Raw genomic sequence first — 22,624 nt, 5'->3', positions numbered from 1 at the left:
AACATTGCCAAGAAATGGACCCTGCCGATCAGAGACTGGAAGGCTGCCATGAATCGGTTCACCATCCTCTTTGAGGACAGGATGCCGATCAATCTGTAGAAACCGGAAGCCGAACCATTTACACAAAACTGTTTACAGGCCCCCGCTCTAACCAATTCTGCGAAAACCGACAACATTCCCCTCTCCCCCGACCTATTCGTAGTCGTTTCACCTGCAGTGCCGATACCGTAAGGATGGAGCTGATGGCTAGCGGTCACGGTAGTGTAAAGAGTTTTTCGCTTTTTTATTTTCTCGGCAGTGCCCCGTCGGGAAAGGAAAAGGGGACAGGCTACTTTTCCCTCTTTGGACGTCCCCTTGCATGGAGTGTCGATTTTAGCCCAAGGGGTTTTCGTACACCATTTCAAACCACTGGTCGGCCCCAAAGGGCGTGTGTCTGTTGACGCTCCTCCGAAGACGTTCAACCTCACTTGCGGTCAGAGGCTTGTCTAGGTAGTCGGTCCAATCAGCGGGGGAGCGACATACCGAATTCGTCCACCGCTTCCTTGATTAAAGTGAGGACGGAATGGTAGTCGCCGTCCTTGTGAAATACCTCCTGACGGCCGTTGCCCCTGTTCAGGATATGGAAAACGAACCCGTCGCTAACCCCTCGCGCTATTCTCGGCATCCGTCACTCCCTCAAAAAGTAGCCTGTCCCCTTTTCCTTTCCCCCAATGATACCCATCTCGTTCATGCAATGCCTTTTTCATTGCAGCATCCGGCATGCGGGCCTTTACCCTAGGCATAGAGTGAATTCCAGGCTGTTTTCTTACGACAACATATTTGCTGTTTCTTCCCCAAATCGAATCTGTCCATCTCCAAACTTTCTGATCGTTTGCAAGCATGAAGAGACTCTTTGCAGTTTCATAATGCCCGTTCAAGTGAGCCGAAACTGCTGCATCTAAATATCGAGCGGCGTCATATATCTCTGCAATTGGTTCCCTGAAATATCTTTTTTTACAGCCCATGATTTTCCTTTTGGCAGGGCAAGGGGGACGCCCATGCGTTGCATGCGTTTCTCCCTGGCAGGGCAAGGGGGACGCCCATGCGTTGCATGCGTTTCTCCCTGGTCGCGCGCCACTCACCACTTACACACGTTACCATCATAGAAACGCATGAATCGCATGGGCGTCCCCCTTCGGTGGTTCGGGTCCCCCTTCGGTGGGTGAGCTGTAGCGGGGCTGATGGGTGGAAATGCGATGCTGTTTCAGTTTAAATTGGAGGGGAATATATAAGTAATATTCACTATTGTCAAAGGTGAATGTCGCACTGGTGTTGAAATCTTTAGATCACTCTCAAATAGTGGAAAGTGGAGCGGCTGCCATTACGGCGTGATTATGAATGGCTAGGCTGCGGTGAGGCCGATTTGGAGTTGGGAACAGCGGAGTACGTGAATGATGAGGGGAGGGCCGAAAGTCGGAGTTGGTTAGTTTTCACTATGTTGCAGCCGCTCATAATTTTCGAATTTACAAAGTATAGGCATTCACTTATAGTGCGTTCTTGAATTAGCTTGTCCTTTTAAACGTCGGGTAATCGCTGAGCCGGGCACTTTTAGTTCAGTTCGTGGTGAAGGAGTCGGATGCGTCTGGTAACCCTTGTCTGCCCTGTCTGCGCTTTCTCCAAGGATCTCGATCCCGCCGTTCTCCCGAAGGCCGGGACCAAGGTCACCTGTCCTAAGTGCAAGTCGGTGTTTCCCCTCGAACTGCCGGAGGAACCCGCGGCACCCGCCGGCGACGGTCCTCCGCCCGCCGGGCCGGAAGCCGCTTCCCCGCCGCCTTCTCCGCCGCGCGAGGTCTCCCGCACGTTCACCTTTTCCTTCACCGGTAACGCCAAAGAGTACTTCGGTATCTGGATCGTCAACACCTTGCTGCGGATCGTCACCTTGGGGCTCTACTCGCCCTGGGCCAAGGTCAGGAAACGCCGCTACTTCTACACCAACACGCTGCTGGGCGGCGCCCCCTTCGACTACCTCGCTGACCCGTGGGCCATCCTCAAGGGATGGTTCATCGCGGGCATCTTTTTCGGCCTCTATTCCCTGACATCGAAACTCAGCCCCGAGCTTGCCGTATTCTGGACGCTCGCCTTTTTCGCCGTCTTCCCCTGGGTGGTCGTCCGCTCCCGCATCTTCAGCCTCAGAAACTCCACCCACCGAAACATCCACTTCGGTTTCAACCCGGATTACCGCGAGGCGTACCGGGTCTTTCTCTTCTGGCAGCTCCTGGTCCCGTTCACCATGGGGATCCTCGCTCCCTACGTCATCTACCGGCAGAAACGTTTCCTGGTCGAGAACAGCCGCTACGGCACCACGCCGTTTCGCTTTCACGCCACCCCCGACCAATACTTCAAGATCTTCGTCCCGGTCCTGCTGATGATTCCGGCGGTGGTGGCGGTATTTATCACCGCCGGCGTCCTTCACAAGGGTCTGGCGTACATGGTCTTCATCATCCCCATTCTGGTCGTGGTCGGCTACCTGGTTGCCGGGGTCTATTTCCCCACCGCCCTGACCAACCTCACCTGGAATTCCACCACGCTTGGGCGGCACCGCTTTTCCTGCCGGCTCCGTCTGCGGGATCTTCTGTGGATCTATTTTTCCAACGGGATAGCCGTCGCCTGCTCGCTGGGGCTCCTGGCTCCCTGGGCCACCGTCCGGCTGACGAGATACCGGCTGGAATGTTTGAGCGCCTTCGGTGCAGGCGGCTTCGACGTGTATCGTGCCTCCAGTGAGGAGCAGGTGGGCGCCGCCTCCGAGGAGTTGGGTGACATGCTCGGTTTCGACCTAGGCCTATGAGCGATCGGTGCAGTGCGACCTGGTACGACGGACAGACCTCCCGTGGCCGTGAGGTGACCATTCGCCTGGACGGCGAGCTGGTTCGGGTAGCGGGGGAGGGGGTGGATTGCGGGTATCCGCTGCCCTTGGTTCGGATCGACCAGCGGCTCGGCAAGGCGCGGCGATGCCTGCGCTTCGAGGATGGCGCCGTCGCCGAGAGCGCCGCGGACGCTTTCCTCGACGAGCTTTTGAGCCGGCAGGGGAAGAACGGGGTGATGAACCGGGTCGTCCCCCGGTGGGAGATGAATCTCAAGAGGGCCTTCGCCGCCCTCGGCATCACGGTGATCGTGGTGGCCTGTTTCATACGTTTCGGCGTCCCGATCTTGGCCGAGAAGCTGGCTTTCGCACTGCCGCCGGCGACTGAGGAGGTCCTTGGCCGTCACACGCTCGAACTGTTGGACGAGATCGCGCTGAAGCCGTCGAAGCTCGCCAAGGAGCGGCAGGAGGAGTTGACCCGGCGATTCACGGCCATGCTGGCCGGGCACCCGGATAGGCAGGGATGGCGGCTGGTCTTCCGCTCCTCCAAGTCCATTGGTGCCAACGCGTTCGCTCTTCCCTCCGGCATCGTGGTGATCACCGACCGGATGGTGGAGATCGCCGAGAATGACGACCAGATCACGGGAGTGCTCGCGCACGAGGTCGGTCACCTGGTACGGCGTCACTCCCTGCGGAATCTGCTGCAGAATTCGGTCACCGCACTCCTGATCGCCACGCTGACCGGGGATATCACCTCGTTCCATTCGATTGCCGCCACCTTGCCGACCGCGCTGATTGACGCGAAGTATTCGCGGGATTTCGAGCGCGAGGCCGATGCTGCCGCGGTGGCGTACCTGAAGGAGAAGAGGATCCCTGTCCGCAGTTATGCGGAGATTCTGGCTCTGCTCGCCAAGGACCACAATATGGCGGGGGACGGGCCGCGCTTCGGGGAGCTTTTCGACGATCATCCGATGATGCTGGAAAGGGTCCAGCGGGTGCTGGCGGGGGGGGGATAATAAGGCAAAATCGACCCTCACCCGGCCTTCGGCCACCCTCTCCCGGGGGGAGAAGGGATGACTATACAAGGGGCGGGGCCGTCGGGTCACGGTCGCCCCTGAGAGATTGGAAAAATGTGATGGATTCAGCCGCTGGGCGAGGAGGGAGGCATGAAGATGTGGTGGCGGGCAGCGATTATTACCCTGGTCTGGCTGCAGTTGTCCGGGCTCTGTTTTGCGAAGCAGCTCTTCCTCAAGGATGGCAGTGTCCTTGACTGCGAGTCGTTTTGGAGGCGCCACAATCAGGTCGTGGCCAAGGTCAACCGGGACGTGGTGCTGACCTTCCAGGTTAGTGAGGTGAACGTCGCCAAAAGCTTTCACCGGGCCAAAAAGAAGACGGCCAAAAGAAAGAGCCATCGCGTGAAGACTTCTCACGGTGCGGCTCTCCCCGGCGGGCCGGCTGCCACCAACGGGAGCGATGCCGGGCCATCCGGATCCGCACCGGCGGCAAAAAACTCGTCTCCGGGCAAAAAGGCCGCCACCGCGCCGGTTCCCCCCCAGCTGAAGGGGGAAAACACACCCGCGAACGCCAAGGCTCCGGAGAGCAAGGACGCCAAGGCTCCGGCTCCGCCCGCTCAGAAGGCTTCGGCCGAATCGCAAAAAGGAGAGCCCGCGCCCCCCGCCGGAGATACCAAGCCTGCCGCAGGTGGAAAGCCCGTTGGAGGTGGCGCAGACGCTGCCGCTGCCGCCAAGGCTGCACCGGCACCACAACCGGCTGCGGCTGCTAAACCGGTGGTGGTACCGAAACCGGCAGCCGCGCCCAAGCCTGCGGCTCAGGCCAAGCCGGAAGTCACCGCTGAAATGAAGCAGAAACTGAGGACCAACCTCATCCTGATCGCTGTGAGCATCGTTCTCATTATCGTGGGGATGTGGAAGGTGTTCGAAAAGGCGGGGTATGCCGGTTGGAAGGCGATCATTCCCTTTTACAACATGTATATCCTCATGCTCATTGCCGGGAAGCCGGGCTGGTGGTTCTTCCTGCTCTTCATTCCGGTCGTTGGCTTCGCCATTCTTCTACTTGCCTATCTGTCACTCGCGGAGAAGTTCGGCAAGAGTGCCCTCTTCGCGGTGGGCCTCCTGTTTTTCCCTATGCTCTGTTTCCCGGGCCTCGGTTTTGACCGGTGCCAGTACGGCGCCCGCAAGGAGGAACTCGAGTTCTCCTTCTCCGAGGAATGATCACGCAAGGGACTCCCATGACGACGACGGGGAAAGACAAGGCGCCTGCCGAAAAGGGGCGCCTGGTCCTTGAAGCCATCCCGGACGAGGCGGCCAGGCAGAAGGTTATTGCCCTCCTTTGCAGCAGTGCCGCAGGAGCCACTCCTGGGCAAGTCGCTCGACGGTTGTCTTCGCTACCACTGGTCCTATCGAGCGCGGTCTCCTCATCCACCGGAAACCGCCTGGCGGAGAAACTGCGGGAGACCGGTGCCGAAGCCGTTTTCATTCCCGATCTCCCTCCCGCGGCGGCAATACCACCCGCGGGTGGGCCTCGCGGGGAAGCGTGGTCCGCCAACCTTTCGCCGGCCTCGGCGCCACCTGCCGCAGGTAGTTCCGCCAACCCTTTGCCGTCGTCGGCGCCAGCCTCAGCCGCGGCGGGTTCGCCAGCGCCGCAATCGCCCGTCCGAAGAGCCGCTGCCGTTCCACCCCCGGCTGGCCCGGAACTTCCGACCGACGCGCCGGTCCTCATCCTCAACGCGTTTCTTGCCGTCCTTGTTTCCCTGTTCTCGCCCGTCTTCTATGCGGTAGCCATTCCTCTTGCTCTCTACGCCGTCCATCGATCCAGCACCGTTCTCGAAATCCACACCGAGGTCAGGGGCTTTCTCCTCGTCGGCTCGTTCATTCCTCTTCTCAACGCCGCGATTCTGCTGGGGCTCCTGGTGATGACCAGCCTCTCGCTGCGAAAGAAGACCAAGGGGCTGCGCAAGGCGATCAACGACCAAAGGCTGCGTACTCTCTTGATGCGCTTCGCGGTGACGCCTCTGATCATCATCGCCATGCTGGGGGCTTTCAACGGGTCCCTGCCGGATTCGGCGGAGGGGCTGGTGGAAAGTGTGGAAACCCAGCTCAAACACGAGGTCGCCAAGTTGCGGCAGGATCTTCCCCGCAAGGTGAATGACAACCTCACCATCGACAGCGTCACGGTGGGCCCCGGTAAGCTCCTCGCTTACAACTGCACCCTTTCCAAGTTCACCGCCGACCGCCTCGACGTACCGCGCTTCAAGGAGGCCGCAATCCCCGGGATCAGGAAGAACGTCTGCTCGAACAAAGAGTTGCAGCGGTACATCGATATGGACGTGACCTTCGCGTACAACTTCAAGGGGGAGGACGGGCTCCCCATCACCACCATTGCGGTCGACTCGATCGCCTGCCGGCAGGAAAGCATGGCCAGCGAATCGAAAGGAAAGTAGGGAAGATGGAAAGGGAAACCGGATACTTCGATCGCCATATCGAACAGGCCTTCATAGCCAAGGTGCTGGGGCTGGTTGTCATCCTGATCCTCGCCCGCGAACTGGTGGGCGGGCTGATCGGATTCGTACTGCTCTTCTTGCCGTTAGGGCTTTTCATGTATCTGCGGTACCAGATGAGGCTGACCGGTTCCGGCCCCTGGGAGATCCTGAAACAACACCTGACCTTTATGCCGGTCATGAGTACCGAATCGGAGCGAAAAAGCGAGCGGATACCCAGTGTAACCTACGGCTTGATCATCCTGAACGTGCTGATCTTTTACACGGTCCAGAGCAGTCTCCCCGACGGCCTCATTTCCGACAACCTCATCTTTCTCCCCCGGCACCCGGACTTCTGGAACCTTCCCGTGAGCGCCCTGAGCTCCATGTTCCTTCATGGCAGCAACGGCCACCTCTGGGGGAACATGGCCTTTCTCTGGGTGGTCGGCTCGGCCGTGGAGCGAAGGATCGACAGCGGGACCTTTCTCTTTCTGTATCTCTTCACCGGGGTGATGGGGGGCCTTCTCTTCGTCGCCGTCGAATATGTCTTTCTGGAGAACGCCGGCCACTGTCTCGGCGCTTCCGGTGCCATCGCCGGTATCATGGGAATCTTCGCGGTGCGCTGCTACTTCAAGAGCATGATCTTCCCGGTACCGGTAATGGGGATCTTCTCGCTGATTTTCCCGGTAAGTTTCAAGCTGCGCCTGAACTCCCTGGTAGTCATCGGGCTCTTTTTCTACTCGGATCTGGCCGGCGGCCTTTCGCAGATCGCGGGCAAATACTCCCACGTCGGTCACTGGGTCCACCTCGGCGGGATGGTCACGGGGATGGTGGTGGCGGGGTGGTTCCTGAAACTGGGGAGCGATGCCATCGAGGAGCGTCACCTCGAGATCGGAATCAAGGCGGCCGAGACCGCTCAATGGATGGAGGACGGAGAGAAATCTCTCAACATTGCCCTGGAAATGAATCCCGACTCCGGTGAAATACTCCTTGCCATGGCGCGTCTGAAATCCAGGGTGTTCAACAGTGAGGAAGCCGATCCACTGTACTGCAGGGCCATCGAGTCGCTTTTAAAAGAGACTCCTCAACTGGCTCTTGAGGCGTTCTATGAGTATTCTTACAAGTACCATGTCCAGCTCGAGCCGCGGATAGTCGATACCATCGGCACCTATGCCTTGCGTTTGAAGAACGGTGAGGTCGCCCTGCGTGCGTTTTCACTGCTCGCCGATAACCGGAATGCTTCTCCTCCCGACCGCGAGCGCGCGCTGTTCCAGTGCGGCAGGCTTCTCGAAGAGACCGGGGATTTCGAACTGGCGCACCGGCGCTATCGCCAGTTCGTGGAGGAATTTCCCGATGCTCCCGCCGCGGCCCGCGTCCGGCTGAAGCTGGCAGTGGACGATGAGGCCGAGGAAGGGGCGGGCCCGCCTCCGGTGCGGGAGAGTGCCGTCCCGCCGCCTCCAGGGGAAAAGGAGCAGTGCTGCCCCGCCTGTTCCGGCAAGATGAGCCGTCGCCGGGCCGCCAACGGGCCGCACGCCGGAAGCGTGTTCTGGGTATGCCGTGAGTACCCGAAATGCCCGCAGGTGGTTCCGGTCGTGTGAAAGAGGGGGGGGCGGGACCTCCGCCAGTGCCAGCCCTTTTCGCGGGGCCGTTAAGGATCGATGGAGGTGTCTGATGGAAGACCACATCGGCGAATTGGAGGAGGAGGCGATTCCCGGAAGTACCAGCGCCAGGGTGCTCGGTGCGTTGCAGATCATGTACGGGCTCATGGTGTTCGTGCTGCTCCTTCTTCCCGGCAACGGTCTCCAGCCGCTCCATTTCTTCATGCTGGCCCTTGCCGTTCTCTTCGTTTTCAGCGGCATCGGCCTGTGCAAACTCAACTACTACGCGTGGTTTTTCAGCATCGTGTTGGCCGCGGTTTCCGTGCTGAGCGGATTGGCCACCATCATCCTGGCCAACGTGACGGGGGACAGCCGTGACGGGGCAGCCGCAGCAAGCCAAATGGGGCCGCCTCTCATCGCATTCTGGCTCCTCTACCGGGCCAGGAAGGCGTGCAGAAGGAAGTGGTAAACAGGCAACCAGGGGGGGCGCTTGAACAAATATCGTGATGAGGTTGCCCGGGCCTATGCGAGGAGGGATACAGATCCGGATACCATGACGGGTACCAGGACGGCTGGGTTGATTGATACCGGCCGGCAAGCGAGAGACAATACTGCACCACTTACACACTGGATAACCTTCGGAGGATTCAATGCTTGACGCTGCATCGCTTTTCAGTTGGATCGGTCACCACTACTACTACCTGATTGCCCTCGCTGTCTTGATCGTGCTGCTCTGGAACTCCATTGTCGTGGTCAGCGGCAACGAGATCGCCTTGATCGAGCGCCGCTGGTTCGGGAAGAAGATGCCGCAGGGGAGGGTAGTCGCCCTCGGCAACGAGGTCGGCATCCAGGCCCGCACCCTCGGCCCGGGTCTCCATTTCCTCATCCCCTTCATCTACAAGGCAACCAAGAGTGTCTTCACCGAAATCCTAGAAAACGAGATCGGCCTCATCGAGTCGGTCGACGGCTCCGCGATTCCCTCCGGCCGCATCTTCGCCGCGGTCGTCACCGGCCACAACTCCTACCAGGACGGCGAGGCCTTCATCCGCAACGGCGGGCAGAAGGGCCCTCAGATCGAACTGCTCCCCCCGGGCAAGTACCGGATCAATCCCTATCTCTTCAAGCTCACCAAGGGAAAGGTCACCGAGATAGCCGACAACGAGATCGGTATCGTTGAATCGGTCGACGGCGCAGCCATCCCCGAGGGGAGGATCTTCGCCCATGCGGTGGCGGAGCATTCCTCCTACCAAAACGGCGAGGCGTTCATCAACAACGGCGGGCAGAAAGGGCCCCAGATCGAGATCATCCCGCCGGGCAACTACCGCATCCATCCCTACCTCTTCAAGGTCACCAAGAGCCAGGCCACCAAGGTGGGCGAGGGGGAGATCGGCCTGGTGGAATCGGCCGACGGCTCCGCGATTCCCGCCGGCCGCATCTTCGCCGGCGTGGTCCCCGGGCACAACTCCTTCCAGTCCGGGCAGGACTTCATCTCCAACGGCGGCCAGAAGGGGCCCCAGACAGAGATCCTTCCGCCGGGCGTCTACCGTATCCATCCGAACCTCTTCCGGGTAACCAAGGCGGCCGCGGTGGTCATCAACAAGGGAGAGGTCGGTGTGGTCACCGCCCAGGACGGCGCACCGATCCCGATGGGGCGCCTGCTTGCCCAGAGCGTGCCGGGGCATTCCAACTACGAAAACGGCGAGGCCTTCCTGAAAAACGGCGGGCAGAAGGGGCCGCAGATCGACGTGCTCTTGCCGGGTACCTACCGTATCAACCTGAACCTCTTCTCCATCCAGATCGCACCGGCGGTGGTGGTGGAGGCCAACAAGATCGGCCTGGTCACCGCGCTGGACGGTCTCCCGCTTCCCGAGCGCGAGTACGTGGCCGCTCCCATCTCCGGGCATAACGATTACCAGGACGGTTCCGCCTTCCTCACCAAGAACGGCCAGCGCGGCCCCCAGCTCGACGTGCTCCGCCCCGGTACCTATTACATCAACCCGCTCATGTTCGCGGTCGAGATCGACAACGTCGCGGTAGTGGAGCGCGGGCAGGTCGGGGTCATCGTCTCCAACGTCGGCGATGACCCGACCGAGGAGATGAAGAAGCGGCTCGGCGCCTCGCAGCACAACCCCTCCGAGGAGGAGGGGAAGGAGCGCTACGTGGTTCCCAAGGGGTTCCGCGGCATCCAGGAAGAGGTGGCCGGCCCTGGCCGCTACTACCTCAACCGGCGCGCCTTCATGGCCTACATCATCGACACCACCAACATCACCATCGACTGGGACGACCAGGAGGACACGCGCTTCGACCAGCTGACCGTGATCTCCAAAGACGGCTTCCCGATCCAGGTGTCGGTCAAGGTGGTCATCAGGGTCCGCCCCGACCAGGCCCCCTACATGGTCGCCAAGGTGGGCTCCATCGACAACCTGATCCAGCACGTCATCCATCCGATGATCGACTCATCCTTCCGCAACCAGGCCTCCACCGCCTCGGCGATGAACTTCCTCCAGAGCCGCTCCGAGGAGCAGGCCAAGGCGGAGCTGAGGGCCCGCGCGGACCTCGAGCGCTACCACGTCGAGTGCGTGTCCGTCCTCATCTGCCAGATCCGGCTTCCCGAGGAGCTGATGCAGACCCAGACGAAAAGGATCATCGCCGAGCAGCAGCAGGAGATGTTCAAGATGGAGCAGCGCTCGCAGGCGGAGCGGACCGAGATGGAGAAGATGCGCGCCACCGCGGACCAGCAGCCGACCCTGGTCGCCTCCGAGATCGCCGTGAAGGTGGCGACCCAGAAGAAGACGGAGATGATCACCCTGGCCGAGGGCTCCGCCGAGGCCAAGGCCCTGGAGGGGAGCGGGGAAGGGAAAAGGCTGAAGGCGATTGGCGAGGGGGAGGCGGCCAAGATCGCCGCCATCGGCGAGGCGACCGCCCAGGCCTACGAGAAGCAGCAGGAGGCCATCGGCGAGGAGGCGATCAAGCAGATCAAGATCGTCGAGCTCATCTCGCAGGCCATCGAGCAGGGAGCGATCAAGATCGTCCCGGACGTGCTGGTGACCGGCGGCGGGAGCGCGGTGGACGGCCTGATGGGGCAGTTGAGCCGGCTGTTGCCGGGCGTCGACCTGATGGCGCTGGCCCGCAGGCATGCCGAGCCGCACCAGGGGGGGCATGGCGGGCCGCCGGCGAAGCTGTAACGGAAGCAAAGCGTCAGCAAAAAGGATGAGGGCTACCAAGGACCGGTAGCCCTCTTTTGTGTCCGGTATCGTATCTCGTAGGGTGGGCAGCCCTCTGCCCACCATCTCAGACTGTCGGAGCGCGTGGGCACGGGGTGCCCACCCTACCTGGCTGTCGGACGGCGCGGGCACGGGTGGCCCGCCCTACTTGGCTCAAGCCATCCTTTCCCTGGGGGACAGGGGGGCGGTTGAAGTCGTGGATATATTTGGCGGGAGGAGGTGAGGTTGTGAAGATTGCGATGAAAACGGCGGCTGTGGTGGCGATGATCTCGGTTCTGGTATCGGCGGTACCTGCCCCGTCGCTGGCCGACGGAGGCGGCGATTGGATCGTCGAGGCCTGCCGCCGGGATGAAGCGGTCGTGGCCGCCATAAACGCGGCGCGGGCGCGGGTCAGGGCCAACAAAGAGGAGGTCGAGGTGGTCCAACTCGGGAAGACCTGCGGATTTCGTGGCTGTGCCATTCGCTACCTGGTCATCATGAAGGAAATGCGGGGTGGCGTTAATCCCCAGGCTTCTTCGGTATTGGTCGTGGTCGACAGGGGCTATAAACTCCCGGTCAAGGTGACGCTTTCGAAGCTGGTACCAAAAGAGGCGGAAGAAACAAACAAGTAATCCCACCCTCCCTCGCGAAGGGGCGATGGTAACGGGCCACCGAACGACACGGTGGCCCTATTTTTTTGTCGGGCTTCCCGTTATTTCACTTCAGTCGGTGTGGACCACGTCGATAAGAGGATGGATTGGTCTGCAACCACGCTGGAAAGATTACGGGAGGATTTCGATGAAGATTGGGACGAGGCTGAGACTGAGTTTCGGGGTGATACTGGTTATCATCCTTGCACTGAGCGCGTTTACCGTCACCATGTTTGCGCATGTCAATGGAATGGTCAAAGTCATCACCAATGATCATTGGCCGAAAACCGTGATGCTGAACACCATCAATGACAACATCAACAAGAACTCGCTGACTTTGAGAAACGCCGTCCTCATGGAGAATCCGGACGACGTGAAAAAGGAGCTCGACAAGATCGGCGGGCCGACCAAGTCGACGCTGGAGAATTTCGACAAACTCAAGAAGGAGGTGCAGGACGACGAGGGAAAACGCTTGCTGGGGCTGGTAAACGAGAAGCGTGAGATCTACAAGGCCGTTCAGAAAAACGTCACGGCCCTGATCCAAGCCAATCGGAAGAAGGAGGCGGGTGAGCTCCTGATCAATTCCTACCAGGGTGCGCAGGACCAATACACGGATGCCATCAAGGATATGCTGGCCCACGAGGAGAAACTCCTCAGGAACACGACTGACTACGCGGAGAGCCGGTACCGGGAGACACTGGTGCTGAGCATCGTGTTTTCCGCCATCGCGGCCGGGCTGAGCCTCTTCTTCGGCTTCTTTGTCACCAGGAGCATCACCAAGCCGGTTGCCGAACTGGCCGCCGTCAACGACCAGATCGCGGACGGGAACCTGGCGGTGACGGTGGCCTTGACCGGAAACGACGAGATCGGCCATCTGGCGGATTCGTCGCGGCGCCTGGTGGAGAAGATGCGGGTGGTGTTGAGCGAGGTCAGCCAGGCCTCGTCGCTGGTGGCCACGGCGGCGGGACAGATGCGCTCCACCTCGCAGAAGATTGCGGCGGGTACCGAAGAGGTCGCCAACCAGACGGGGAGCGTCGCGACGGCCACCGAACAGATGACCGCCACCAGCAGCGATATCGCCTTGAACTGCTCCAAGGCGGTGGAGAGCTCGCGCAGGACGAGCGAATCCGCCTCCCGGGGAGGCGAGGTGGTTCAGGAGACCATCGCTGGTATGGCCAAGATCGCGGAACGGGTAAGGCAGAGCGCCCAGACGGTGGAAAGCCTCGGGGAGCGGTCGGAGCAGATCGGCGAGATCGTAGGAACCATCGAGGACATCGCCGACCAGACCAACCTCTTGGCGTTGAACGCCGCCATCGAAGCGGCTCGCGCGGGCGAGCAGGGGAGGGGGTTCGCGGTGGTGGCCGACGAGGTGCGCGCCCTGGCCGAGCGGACGACCAAGGCGACCCGCGAGATCTCGGAGATGATCAAGAGCATCCAATCGGAGACCATGACGGCGGTGCGGGCCATGGAAGACGGTGTCCGGGAGGTGGAGAGGGGGGCGGCCACTTCGGAGAAATCGGGGGAGGCGCTGGAGGAGATCCTTCAACAGATCAACGACGTCACCCTGGAGATCAACCAGATGGCAACTGCCGCCGAGGAGCAGATGGCCACCACCAACCAGATCTCCTCCAACGTGCATCGCGTCGCCACCATCGTCAACGACGCGGCTCGCGGGGCCAACGAGACCGCCGCAGCGTCGCAGGAACTCTCCCGGCACGCGGACCAACTGCAATCGCTCGTCTCGCGCTTCCGGTTGGGGTAAATAGGGGGGCAATATTTCAGCAGAAATGCGCCCGGGGCTTAACGTGCCCCGGGCGCATTATTTATTCCCTTCCGAACTATCTTCCCTCGCCCTTATCGGGGGAGAGGGGCATTTACATTTTGCCCCCTTTCTGCAGTACCTGGCGGCACTCGGGCGAAAGCTCTCCCTGGTGGCGTCTCAGGCATTTCATCATCCGCCCCCTCCCGGGCTTCACGTTACCGCAGAACTGGTCGATGTCGTCCTGACAGGCCTGCTGTGCTTCGCGCACGGTCTCCTTCACCTGGTTGAGGTGCTCCTTGCAGGTGGCCGAGACCGATTCCTCGTGCTGTTTGAGACAGGCGAATATCCTCCCCCCACCCGGCTTCACGTCCTTGCACCAAGTTGCAACGTCCTCCGCACAAGGTCTCTGGGCTGCCATGGCGGTCGATGCCACCAGCGCTGCGATTACGGTGAAACTGGCGATTTTCATGATTACCTCCCTGGAATGCTCCACCCTTAGTTGACCCCATCCTCGCTCCCCTGCCTTGGGAAGGAGGCCTCCCCGCCGGTGCCTCAGCTAGAGCCCGGCAACAAAGCGGATTGTAGTCCAGCATGGAGGGATGTCAAACGCGGCCCCACTCCCCATCGAGTACAATCATTGAGAGAAAAACCTGGGAACCTTTTCGTCACTCGGTGCATCTATAGGGTAGGAACAGGAGGAAAGACGATGGCAGCCGCAGTCGATGAGCGTGGGATGATGACAGACCAGGAGGTGGTCGGCCGGGTGTTGTCCGGAGACGCGGCCAGCTTCGAGCTGATCATGCGCCGCTACAACCGCCGCCTCTACCGGATCGCCCGCGGCGTGCTGCGCGACGATGACGAGGCCGAGGATGCCGTCCAGGAGGCCTACATCAAGGCCTACCGGAACCTCGGAAAGTACAACGCGAGCGGGCCGTTTTCCGCCTGGCTGGCCAGGATCGCCCTTAACGAGGCGCTCGGGCGGCTGCGGACCGGCACCGCCGAACGGAATGCACTCTCATTCGATGCAGCGGGGGAGGGGGAGGAGGCGAATTACATGGCGCAGATGGTCTCACGGATACCAGATCCCGAGGAGGGAGCGGCCCGCGCGGAGGTACGGCGCCTGCTCGAATCCGCCATCGACTCCCTCCCCGATGTCTACCGCCTGGTCTTCATCATGTGCGGGGTAGAAGAGATGTCGGTCCAGGAAACCGCCGACTGTCTCGATGTCGAACCCGCCACGGTGAAGACCCGCTATCACCGGGCCAGGAAGATCCTGCAGGAACATCTGGCCAGCCTGGTCGATACCGGCGCAGGTGGCGCCTATTCCTTCGACGGTGCCCGCTGTGATCGCATCGTGGCCCGGGTATTAAAACGGCTCTCGGAAACCCCGCAGGCGGGGCGGACCGGGCAGGCCGAGGGCGGGCAATGATGCCCGCGAGAAGGAGACGAACATGTCAGCCAAGATCTTCAAGTTCAGCGTGATGATGATGGCACTGGTTGCCGCGCTGGTGGTTGCTTCACCTTCCTTTGCCCATGAGAAGCACATGGCCAGGAAGGAAACGCCCAAGGCTGTGATGCTGAGGGAAAATCTCCGTGACCTCTGGATGGGGCATGTCTTCTGGGTGCGTAACGTCGCCCTGATGACCAGGTTCCGTGACGATTCCGGGGCCAAGGTGGCCGAAGAGAACGTGGTGAAGAACGCCCACGCGATAGCCGATTCCATCAAGCCTCTCTACGGGCAAGCCGCCTCGGATCGGCTCTTCACCCTGCTGGCGGCACACTATGGGGCGGTAAAGCAGTACATGCTGGCCTCCTACGCGGGTGATCGTGCCGGCAAGGATGCCGCTTCCGACAAGCTGAAAGGGAACGCCACGGAGATAGCGGCATTGCTGAGCGGGGCGAACCCGTACTGGCCGAAGAAGACCGTCGAGTCTCTGCTGATGACGCACGGCATCCATCACATGGCGCAGATCGATGACCTGGCCAAAAACGACTACGCCGCCGAGGCACAGGTCTGGGACGCCATGAAGGGGCACATGCTGATGATCGCCGACGCCCTCGCTTCCGGTATCACCAAGCAGTTCCCGAAGAAGTTCTGAACCGGTGGCACCCTCATCCTTCCGAGGGTGAGGGTGCTTCACTTGTTTAAATACCTCCCTCACCCCCGCCCCTCTCCCCTAAAGGGGCAATATAGGCCTGCCCCTCTCGCCTGAACGGGCGAGGGGAGTATAGGCCCTGGCCTTCTCCCTTTATTTCCGGTTGTGCCCTGATTGAGGCATAGGCTATAATGCCGCGGTCGGCTACGGTTGCCGGGACAGGTTCTGACACGGAGGGGTGATGACGGACGGTAAGAAAGGGAAAAAATCGCTGATGGCGCAGCTCTTCTCAGCGGAGACGCTCATCTGCGTCGTCGGGATCGGCTGTGTGGTGTATGGCCTGGCTCAAGGGTTCAAGGTCATGCAGGTCTTCTTCGGCATCTGCATCATCCTCGGAAGCTTCGCATTGCGGCTGGTGAGGACCAAGGACTGGGATGCCCACTGGGCAGAACTGGAGCGGGTCCGTCAGGCGCATGAGGCGCGGATGGCGCAGGAGAAGGACCAGAAGAAGTAGGTAGGCACCACTGATGGGATGATAGAGAAAGAGGCGACGGGGATTTCCCCTCCGCCTCTTTTTTATGGTGCGGACCCCATCCTCACCCTGTCCCTCCCCTTGAAGTGGAGGGTACCCTTTTCGAAGGGAGTACGTATTCGTAGGGTGGGCAGCCTCTGTCCACCATGCTTTTTAGGACCTACCGATACCGCTTTCTAGGACCGTCGGACCGCGTGGGCACGGGGTGCCCACCCTACGCTGGTCGGAGCCGCGGTGGGCACGGGGTGCCCATCCCACCGTCGGAGCAAACGATCAGTGGGCGGCGGGGGGGCGGGCGTGGTGGACCGGCTTCTTCAGGAGAAGGAGCAGGGGGATGATGACGATGAAGGCCACGCCGACGATGAAGAAGATCCTGTTGTAGGAGAGCATGTACGACTGCTTCACCACGGTGCCGTAGATCATCCCGAGAGCGGTTTTCTGGGCGGTTACCGCATCGACTCCCTTGGCCATGGTGGCGGCCTTGAGCATGGAGATTCTGGACTGGGTGACCGGGCTGTACGGGGTGATGTGGGCAACCAGGTTGGTCTGGTAGAACTGGGCGTAGCGCTGAAGCAGCGTGGCGGAGATGGCGATCCCGACGCTCCCCCCGATGTTGCGCAGCAGGCTGTACATCCCGGTGGCGTTCCCCATCTCTTCCTTGGGTATGGTGGAAAGGGTCAGGGTGGTCAGGGGGACGAAGGTCATGGCGAGGCCGACGCCCAGCACCACGCGGGGCCAGACGAAGTCCGGATAGGCCGCCTGCAAGGAGAAGTGCTGCATGATAAACATCGAGGTGGCGCCGATGGTGAGGCCGCAGAGGACGACCTTTCTGCCGTCGTAACGCTGGATGACCGCACCCACGAATGGCATGCAGATGAGGGTCGCCACCCCGCCGGGAGCCAGTACCATGCCCGCCATGGTCGCGTTATAACCCATAAGAGTCTGCAACAGGAGAGGGATCAGCATGATGGAGCTGTAGAGGCAGAAGCCGACCGCGAACATGATGAGATTGCCGGCCGAGAAGGAAACATTCTTGAAAAGCCGCAGGTTCACGATGGGATGGGGATGGGTAAGCTCCACGTAGACCAGCGACAGGAGCGAGAAGGCGGAGATGGCCGAGAATAAGAGGATGAAGGGGGAGTTGAACCAGTCCTCCTGCTGTCCCTTGTCGAGCACGATCTGGAGGGCGCCCAGGCCGACCACCAGCAGAGCCAATCCCCAGTAGTCGATGCTGGCCTTGGCCCGCCTGATATAGCTCGGGTCGAAGATGAAGAAGGTGGCCATGACGATAGCCACGATCCCGATCGGCATGTTGATGTAGAAGATCCATCGCCAGCTCATGTTGTCGGTGATCCAGCCGCCGAGGGCGGGGCCGATGATGGGGCCGAACATGGCGCCGATGCCGAAGATCGCCATCGCCATCCCTTGCTGGTAGGGGGGGAAGGTCTCCATGAGGATGGCTTGGCTGATGGGGATGAGCGCGCCGCCTGCGGCACCTTGGAGGACGCGGAAGAAGATGAGGGCGCCGAGGCTTGGGGCGGCGCCGCAAAGGAAGGAGGCAAGCGTGAAGAGGACGATGCAGGTCATGAGGAAGCGCTTGCGGCCGAACATGCGGGCGAGCCAGCCGGTCATCGGGAGGACGACGGCGTTGCTGACCAGGTAGGAGGTCAGCACCCAGGTGATCTCGTCGGTACCGGCGTTGAGGCTCCCCTGCATGTGCGGGAGCGCGACGTTGGCGACCGAGGTATCGACGATCTCCATGATGGCCGGGAGCATGACCGTGATGGTCACCAGCCACTTGTTAACTTGTTTTTCGTCTTCAGCTTTTGTCATAAAAATAGGTGGGGAGGTTTAGTGTCCCTTGACGACGTCCTCGAAGCGTTTGCCGGTGAGGATGGTGGGGACGACGCTCATGCCGACCCTCAACAGGTGCTGCGGATCGCTGTGGCGGTCGATGGCGATCTTGACCGGGATCCTCTGCACAACTTTCACATAGTTGCCGGTGGCGTTCTCCGGGGGAAGCATCGAGAAGGCGGCTCCGGTGCCGGCCATGATGCTCTCAACGGTCCCCTTGAAGACATGCCCGGGGTAGGTGTCGACGGTGAAATCCACCTGCTGGCCCGGTCGCACGTGGGTCAGCTGGCTCTCCTTGTAGTTGGCGGTGATCCATGCGTCATCCAGGGTCACCAGCGCCATCAGCGCCTGCCCGGGCTGGATGTAGTTCCCCTGCTCGACGGATTTGCGGGTCACGTAGCCGTCGGTGGGCGCCACGATGCGGGTATAGGAGGCGTTGAGGGCGGCGGTTTCCAGCTCGCCCTGCTTCTGCGCGATGCGCGCCTCTCGGGAGCCCGGGCCGGCGGCTCCCAAAAGGGCCTTGGCTCTCCGCTCGCCTTCCTGGGCTTCCTTGAGCTGCATCTCGGCCACGGTCTTGGCGGTCTGCAGTTTCTCCAGCTGCTCCTTGGGTATCACTTCCTTGGCGTAGAGCTTCTCCCCGCGCTGGAGATCCAGCTTCGCCTGGTCCAGCCGCGCGACGGCGAGGCCGACGCTGGCCTTGGCGCTTTCCACCTGGGCCTGGTCGCCGGAGGTCTCGTTGCGGGCGATCTCCAGCGAGGCGGCAGCGGTCTTCATCCGCGCCCGGTAGTCGGCGTCGTCAAGCTCGACCAGGAGGTCCCCCTTGTGAACGAACTGGTTGTCCACCACGGCCACCCGCTTCACCAGGGCCGGTACCCGGCTGGAAACGGAATGGATATGGGATTCGATAAAGGCGTCGTCGGTCTCGATGTGGGTCTTGCCGCGGACCCACTGGCGTCCGCCGAAGACGCCGGCGCAGATGAGCAGGATGAGAAGGATGATGCCGCCGCGCTTCTTCTTGCTCATCCCTTTCTTGCCGGTGGTTTCCTCTTCAGCGGTGGTGGTCGGTGCTTTCTCTTCGGACATGGTTACCTCTTCTATCTCTGGCCAGGCTCGGCTCTCGTTCCTTGTTACAGTTCTCCGGTCGCCCGCTTCACCCGGGCGGCCGCCACTTCATAATCGAAGACGCTCTGGTAGTAGTCGGTACGGGTCTGGGTCAAAAGGGTCTGGGCATCGACCACGTCGGTGGCGGTCCCAACCTTCTCCGCATAACGGTCCTTGGTGATCCTCAGGTTCTCGACTCCCTGGGAGATGGCCTTCTCGCTCGCCTTGATGCGGGCCGCTGCCACCTTCAGGTCATTCTGGGCGGTGGCCAGCTCCAACCGGATCTTGAGCTCCAGGTCCCTCAGGCGGTCTTCCTCGCGGCTGCGCGCTTCGACTGCCTGCCGGAGCCGCGATGTCTTGGCGTTGCCGTCAAAGAGGTTCACCTTAAGGCCGATGGTGGCCGACATGATCGCCTGCTCGCGCACCTTGCTGTTCTGCATGTAATCGAGACCCAGGTGGGCGAAGAATTCGGGGTAGTAGTCGGTCTTCGCTTCCTGCACCAGGTAGTCTTGTGCGGCGACTACGTCACGCTGGGCCTGCAGCTCGGTGCGCCTGGCGAAGAGGTCGGACTGGGGAGGGGCCGACTGGGAAGGGGCCGACGGGGAAGGGGCCGACGGGGAAGGGGCCGACTGGGGGGCCGAGGCCGACTTTTGGGTGGACCCGGTGGACGGCGTGGACCCGGTGGACCCGGTGGACGCTGAGAGAACGGTGGAACCGTTGGAACCGTTGGAACCGGTGGAACCGGAGCCGGTGGAGGCGGAGCCGGTGGAGGCGGAGCCGGTGGAGGGGGAGCCGGTGGAGGGGGGCGGGAGCTGCACGGTCTCTTCCACCAATTCGCCTCGATAGGCGGCGGGGGCGCCGGTCAGGTAGTTCAGCAGCAGCCAGCCGTTTTCTACCGCGTTCTCGGCGGCCAATACCCGCTGCCTGCTGTTGGCCACCCGGACCTCGGCCTGCAACAGGTCGTTTCGGGTCACCACGCCTTCCTCGTACATCGCCTTCGCGGTCTGCTGGTGCGAGATCATGGAGGCCAGCTCGTCTTTCGCCGCAGTCACGAATTTCCCGGCCTCAAGGATGCCGTAGTAGGCCCGCACCACCTGCAGGAAAAGATCCTGCTCGCCCGCTGCATAGCTCTGCCGCGCGGCATCGGTCGCTACCCGCGCGGCTCCTTCCCGCGCCTTGGTCCTCCCGAAATCGTACAGGGTCTGATAGATACCCAGGTTGAAGGTGGCAAAATCCGCGTCCTGGGTCTCGGCCATCAAGGCGCCGAACTTCGCCGCCTGCGGCTCCTGCTGCGCCGTGTAACCGGCCTGAACGTCGACCCGCGGCAGACGGGTGCTCCCCGTCACGGTCTCCTGCTCACGCGCGATGGCAACGTCGCGGGAGGCCGCCTTCAGCCCCAGGTTGGTCGCCGCCGCCCGGCCCAGACAGTCCTTCAGGCTCAGGGTGTCGGCATAGGAAATACCGGTGCCCACGCCGAGGGCCACCAGCACGATGATGCTCTTGAACATGGAATTCTCCCGCCTCAACTGCGCATCTTCTCCAGAAGGTTCTTCAAAATCTCCACTTCCCCGGGCTCGAGCTTCTCTACCACCCGCTCCTGGACCCGCAACGCCAACGGGGTCAGCTGGGACTGCAGCGCCTTGCCGACTTCGGTCAGGCATATCTGGTAGGCCCGGCGGTCCTCCGGATGGCTGAACCTCGCTACCAGCCCCTCTTTCTCCAGCCGGTCGATCAGCCCTCCCATGGTCGTCCGGTCGATCTGGCTCCTCGCGGAGAGCTCGGTCTGGGTGAGGCCGTCCTCCTGCCAGAGAAAGCCTAAAAGCCCGAACTGCTGGGGAGTCAGATCGTAACCCTCGAACTCTTCCTTGAAGACCAGGCAGGCGCGTTGGTAGGCCTTGGCGAGCAGAAAGCCGACGCTCTCCCCGATCACGATCCGCTGTGTCTGTTGTGGTTTGTTGGCTGACATATCCTCTCTCTTGCGCTCATCGGTGTCGGTCCGGGCGCTGGCCCTCTTCGTCGAGATGGTCATTATGCATATAATCAGTATGCTGTCAATTGTTCCTTGAAGGGGGGCTCGAAGGGTCGCCGTCGGGCCAAAGCTATGAAAATTGTTGGTGGAATGGGGATCTCTTCTATGATACTATTTCAGTCCCTCGCATCTGGACGTGCTCGCCCAGTCGTGACATAATTTGTCCCACTGACAGTCGCTGGCAGCGGTGGCCTGCTTTTCTGCTATCTATTCAAAAGGGGAACCCATACATGAAGATATTGCTCCCGGTCGCCGGCAAAGGCACGAGGCTCAGGCCGCACACTCACACGAAGGCGAAGTCTCTCGTTCACGTCGCCGGAAAGACCGTGCTGGAACACATCATCAGCCGCCTCATACCGCTCAATGCCACTGAATTCCTCTTCATAACCGACGAAAACGGCGGCCAGGTCCAGGAATTCATGCAGTGCGCCTTCCCCAATCTCAACTGCCGGTACATCGTGCAGAAGGAACGGAAGGGACCGGCCCACGCCGTTTCACTGGCCTCGCCCTACATCAACAAGGGGGACGACCTCTTGATCGTCTTCAACGACACCATCTTCGATGCCGACCTGACCCGCATCCCCGCCCTCTGCACGGACTGCGACGGCCTCATCTACTCCAAGGAGGTGGAGGACTACCAGCGCTTCGGGGTCAACGTCGTCCGCGACGGTTTCATCGTCGACATGGTCGAGAAGCCGGACACCCTGATCTCCAAGCTGGCCCAGGTCGGGCTCTACTACCTGAAGGACGGTCTCTCCTTCATGGAATACCTGGAGCAGACCATCCACGCCTGCGAGACGGTCAAGGGGGAGTACTACCTCCCGGCGGTCTTCATGCGGATGATCAGGGATGGCCTGAAGTTCAAGGCTCCCGAGATCGACGCCTGGCTCGACTGCGGCACGCCGGAGACCCTCTTGCAGACCAACAGCTACCTCCTGGCCGGGCGCCATCACAATCACGGCGAGGTGGTCGATTCGGTGCTCATCGAGCCGGTGCATATCGAGAAGGGGGCGGTGGTCAGGGGCTCCATACTCGGCCCCAACGTCTCGGTGGCCGCCGGCAGCGTGGTGGAGGCCAGCATCCTGAAGGAGACCATCGTCAACAGCGACTCCCATGTCAGCAACATCGTGCTGCACCACTCGATCCTCGGGGATTGCGTGCACCTGATAGGGGGAACCAGGCGGATGAACATCGGAGATCACTCCCATATCGAGATGGAAGGGTAGGGGAAGAGCTCGGAATAAACGAAAAGGGGGCGGCCGATTGGGCCGCCCCCTTTTTTTTTTAATTTAGAGCCCTCTCCCGAAGGAGGGGGACTGGCTCCGCTAGGTGCCTGTCCCCTCGGGGCTTTGAGAAAGCCGGTTGGGCAGAAAGAGCGTTCCGCTAGGGGGACAGGCACCTGGCGGTGCCAGTCCCCTCTGCCGCTGGCTCGCCGCCATGCGAACGCGCGTGGGCACTGGGTGC

Annotated in this window: 19 protein-coding genes; 13 read left to right on the top strand and 6 right to left on the bottom strand. The window is 61.3% G+C overall.

Translation table 11 applies throughout. The features are described from left to right. Positions 1-638: 638 nt before the first annotated feature. On the bottom strand, positions 639-1,004 hold the full coding sequence (locus ACYVL5_RS21045) for a hypothetical protein (RefSeq protein WP_460597534.1): 366 nt from the start codon (positions 1,002-1,004) through the stop codon (positions 639-641). Positions 1,005-1,615: 611 nt separating this feature from the next. Here ACYVL5_RS21045 and ACYVL5_RS21040 point away from each other — a divergent pair. From ACYVL5_RS21040 to ACYVL5_RS21000, 9 genes are all read left to right on the top strand, one after another. Next, the gene (locus ACYVL5_RS21040) at positions 1,616-2,824 is read left to right on the top strand and encodes a DUF898 family protein (RefSeq protein ID WP_460597533.1); all 1,209 of its coding nucleotides are present in this window, start codon (positions 1,616-1,618) and stop codon (positions 2,822-2,824) included. Next, positions 2,821-3,855, top strand: a complete 1,035-nt coding sequence (locus ACYVL5_RS21035; RefSeq protein ID WP_460597532.1) for a M48 family metallopeptidase — start codon at positions 2,821-2,823, stop codon at positions 3,853-3,855. The genes ACYVL5_RS21040 and ACYVL5_RS21035 overlap by 4 nt, the downstream gene beginning before the upstream one ends. A 150-nt stretch (positions 3,856-4,005) precedes the next feature. Further along, positions 4,006-5,070 (top strand): DUF5684 domain-containing protein, encoded by a 1,065-nt coding sequence (locus tag ACYVL5_RS21030; RefSeq protein WP_460597531.1) that lies wholly within the window; start codon positions 4,006-4,008, stop codon positions 5,068-5,070. Positions 5,071-5,087: 17 nt separating this feature from the next. Further along, the gene (locus ACYVL5_RS21025; RefSeq protein ID WP_460597530.1) at positions 5,088-6,299 is read left to right on the top strand and encodes a hypothetical protein; all 1,212 of its coding nucleotides are present in this window, start codon (positions 5,088-5,090) and stop codon (positions 6,297-6,299) included. A gap of 5 nt (positions 6,300-6,304) precedes the next feature. Further along, positions 6,305-7,933, top strand: coding sequence for a rhomboid family intramembrane serine protease (locus ACYVL5_RS21020; protein WP_460597529.1), 1,629 nt, complete (start codon positions 6,305-6,307; stop codon positions 7,931-7,933). 73 nt (positions 7,934-8,006) lie between these two features. Then, entirely contained in the window at positions 8,007-8,402 is a 396-nt protein-coding gene (locus ACYVL5_RS21015; RefSeq protein ID WP_460597528.1) for a hypothetical protein, read from the top strand. A gap of 181 nt (positions 8,403-8,583) precedes the next feature. Continuing rightward, entirely contained in the window at positions 8,584-11,118 is a 2,535-nt protein-coding gene (locus ACYVL5_RS21010) for an SPFH domain-containing protein (protein ID WP_460597527.1), read from the top strand. A 266-nt stretch (positions 11,119-11,384) separates the two neighbouring features. Next, positions 11,385-11,768, top strand: a complete 384-nt coding sequence (locus tag ACYVL5_RS21005) for a hypothetical protein (RefSeq protein ID WP_460597526.1) — start codon at positions 11,385-11,387, stop codon at positions 11,766-11,768. Positions 11,769-11,934: 166 nt separating this feature from the next. Beyond that, entirely contained in the window at positions 11,935-13,548 is a 1,614-nt protein-coding gene (locus tag ACYVL5_RS21000; RefSeq protein WP_460597525.1) for a methyl-accepting chemotaxis protein, read from the top strand. A 112-nt stretch (positions 13,549-13,660) separates the two neighbouring features. On the opposite strand, the gene ACYVL5_RS20995 is transcribed toward ACYVL5_RS21000, so the two are convergent. Further along, a complete protein-coding gene (locus ACYVL5_RS20995) occupies positions 13,661-14,017 on the bottom strand; it encodes a cysteine rich repeat-containing protein (protein ID WP_460597524.1) in 357 nt (118 codons plus the stop codon). Positions 14,018-14,254: 237 nt separating this feature from the next. On the opposite strand from ACYVL5_RS20995, the gene ACYVL5_RS20990 reads away from it, so the two are divergent. From ACYVL5_RS20990 to ACYVL5_RS20980, 3 genes are all read left to right on the top strand, one after another. Next, positions 14,255-14,977 carry an RNA polymerase sigma factor gene (locus tag ACYVL5_RS20990; protein WP_460597523.1) on the top strand — a complete coding sequence of 241 codons (723 nt, stop codon included), beginning with the start codon at positions 14,255-14,257 and terminating at the stop codon, positions 14,975-14,977. Between the two features lie 22 nt (positions 14,978-14,999). Then, positions 15,000-15,647: a hypothetical protein gene (locus ACYVL5_RS20985; protein WP_460597522.1), complete on the top strand. Its 648-nt coding sequence runs from the start codon at positions 15,000-15,002 to the stop codon at positions 15,645-15,647. A gap of 238 nt (positions 15,648-15,885) precedes the next feature. Then, positions 15,886-16,158, top strand: a complete 273-nt coding sequence (locus tag ACYVL5_RS20980; protein WP_460597521.1) for a hypothetical protein — start codon at positions 15,886-15,888, stop codon at positions 16,156-16,158. Positions 16,159-16,449: 291 nt separating this feature from the next. Here the strand turns inward: ACYVL5_RS20980 and ACYVL5_RS20975 are convergent, their stop codons facing one another. The 4 genes from ACYVL5_RS20975 to ACYVL5_RS20960 are packed head-to-tail and all read right to left on the bottom strand — an operon-like array spanning position 16,450 to position 21,097. Next, the gene (locus tag ACYVL5_RS20975) at positions 16,450-18,009 is read right to left on the bottom strand and encodes an efflux MFS transporter permease (RefSeq protein ID WP_460597520.1); all 1,560 of its coding nucleotides are present in this window, start codon (positions 18,007-18,009) and stop codon (positions 16,450-16,452) included. 18 nt (positions 18,010-18,027) lie between these two features. Continuing rightward, complete coding sequence (locus ACYVL5_RS20970) at positions 18,028-19,113, bottom strand: HlyD family secretion protein (protein ID WP_460597519.1); 1,086 nt, start codon at positions 19,111-19,113, stop codon at positions 18,028-18,030. 44 nt (positions 19,114-19,157) lie between these two features. Then, entirely contained in the window at positions 19,158-20,639 is a 1,482-nt protein-coding gene (locus ACYVL5_RS20965) for a TolC family protein (protein WP_460597518.1), read from the bottom strand. Positions 20,640-20,653: 14 nt separating this feature from the next. Continuing rightward, positions 20,654-21,097 carry a MarR family winged helix-turn-helix transcriptional regulator gene (locus ACYVL5_RS20960; protein WP_460597517.1) on the bottom strand — a complete coding sequence of 148 codons (444 nt, stop codon included), beginning with the start codon at positions 21,095-21,097 and terminating at the stop codon, positions 20,654-20,656. Between the two features lie 293 nt (positions 21,098-21,390). On the opposite strand from ACYVL5_RS20960, the gene ACYVL5_RS20955 reads away from it, so the two are divergent. Beyond that, complete coding sequence (locus ACYVL5_RS20955) at positions 21,391-22,386, top strand: sugar nucleotidyltransferase (protein ID WP_460597516.1); 996 nt, start codon at positions 21,391-21,393, stop codon at positions 22,384-22,386. Positions 22,387-22,624 lie beyond the last annotated feature (238 nt).

Source organism: Geomonas sp. Red276, from assembly GCF_054784495.1.
The sequence above is the reverse complement of the archived record's forward strand: the minus strand, read 5'-3'. Positions and strand labels throughout refer to the sequence as shown.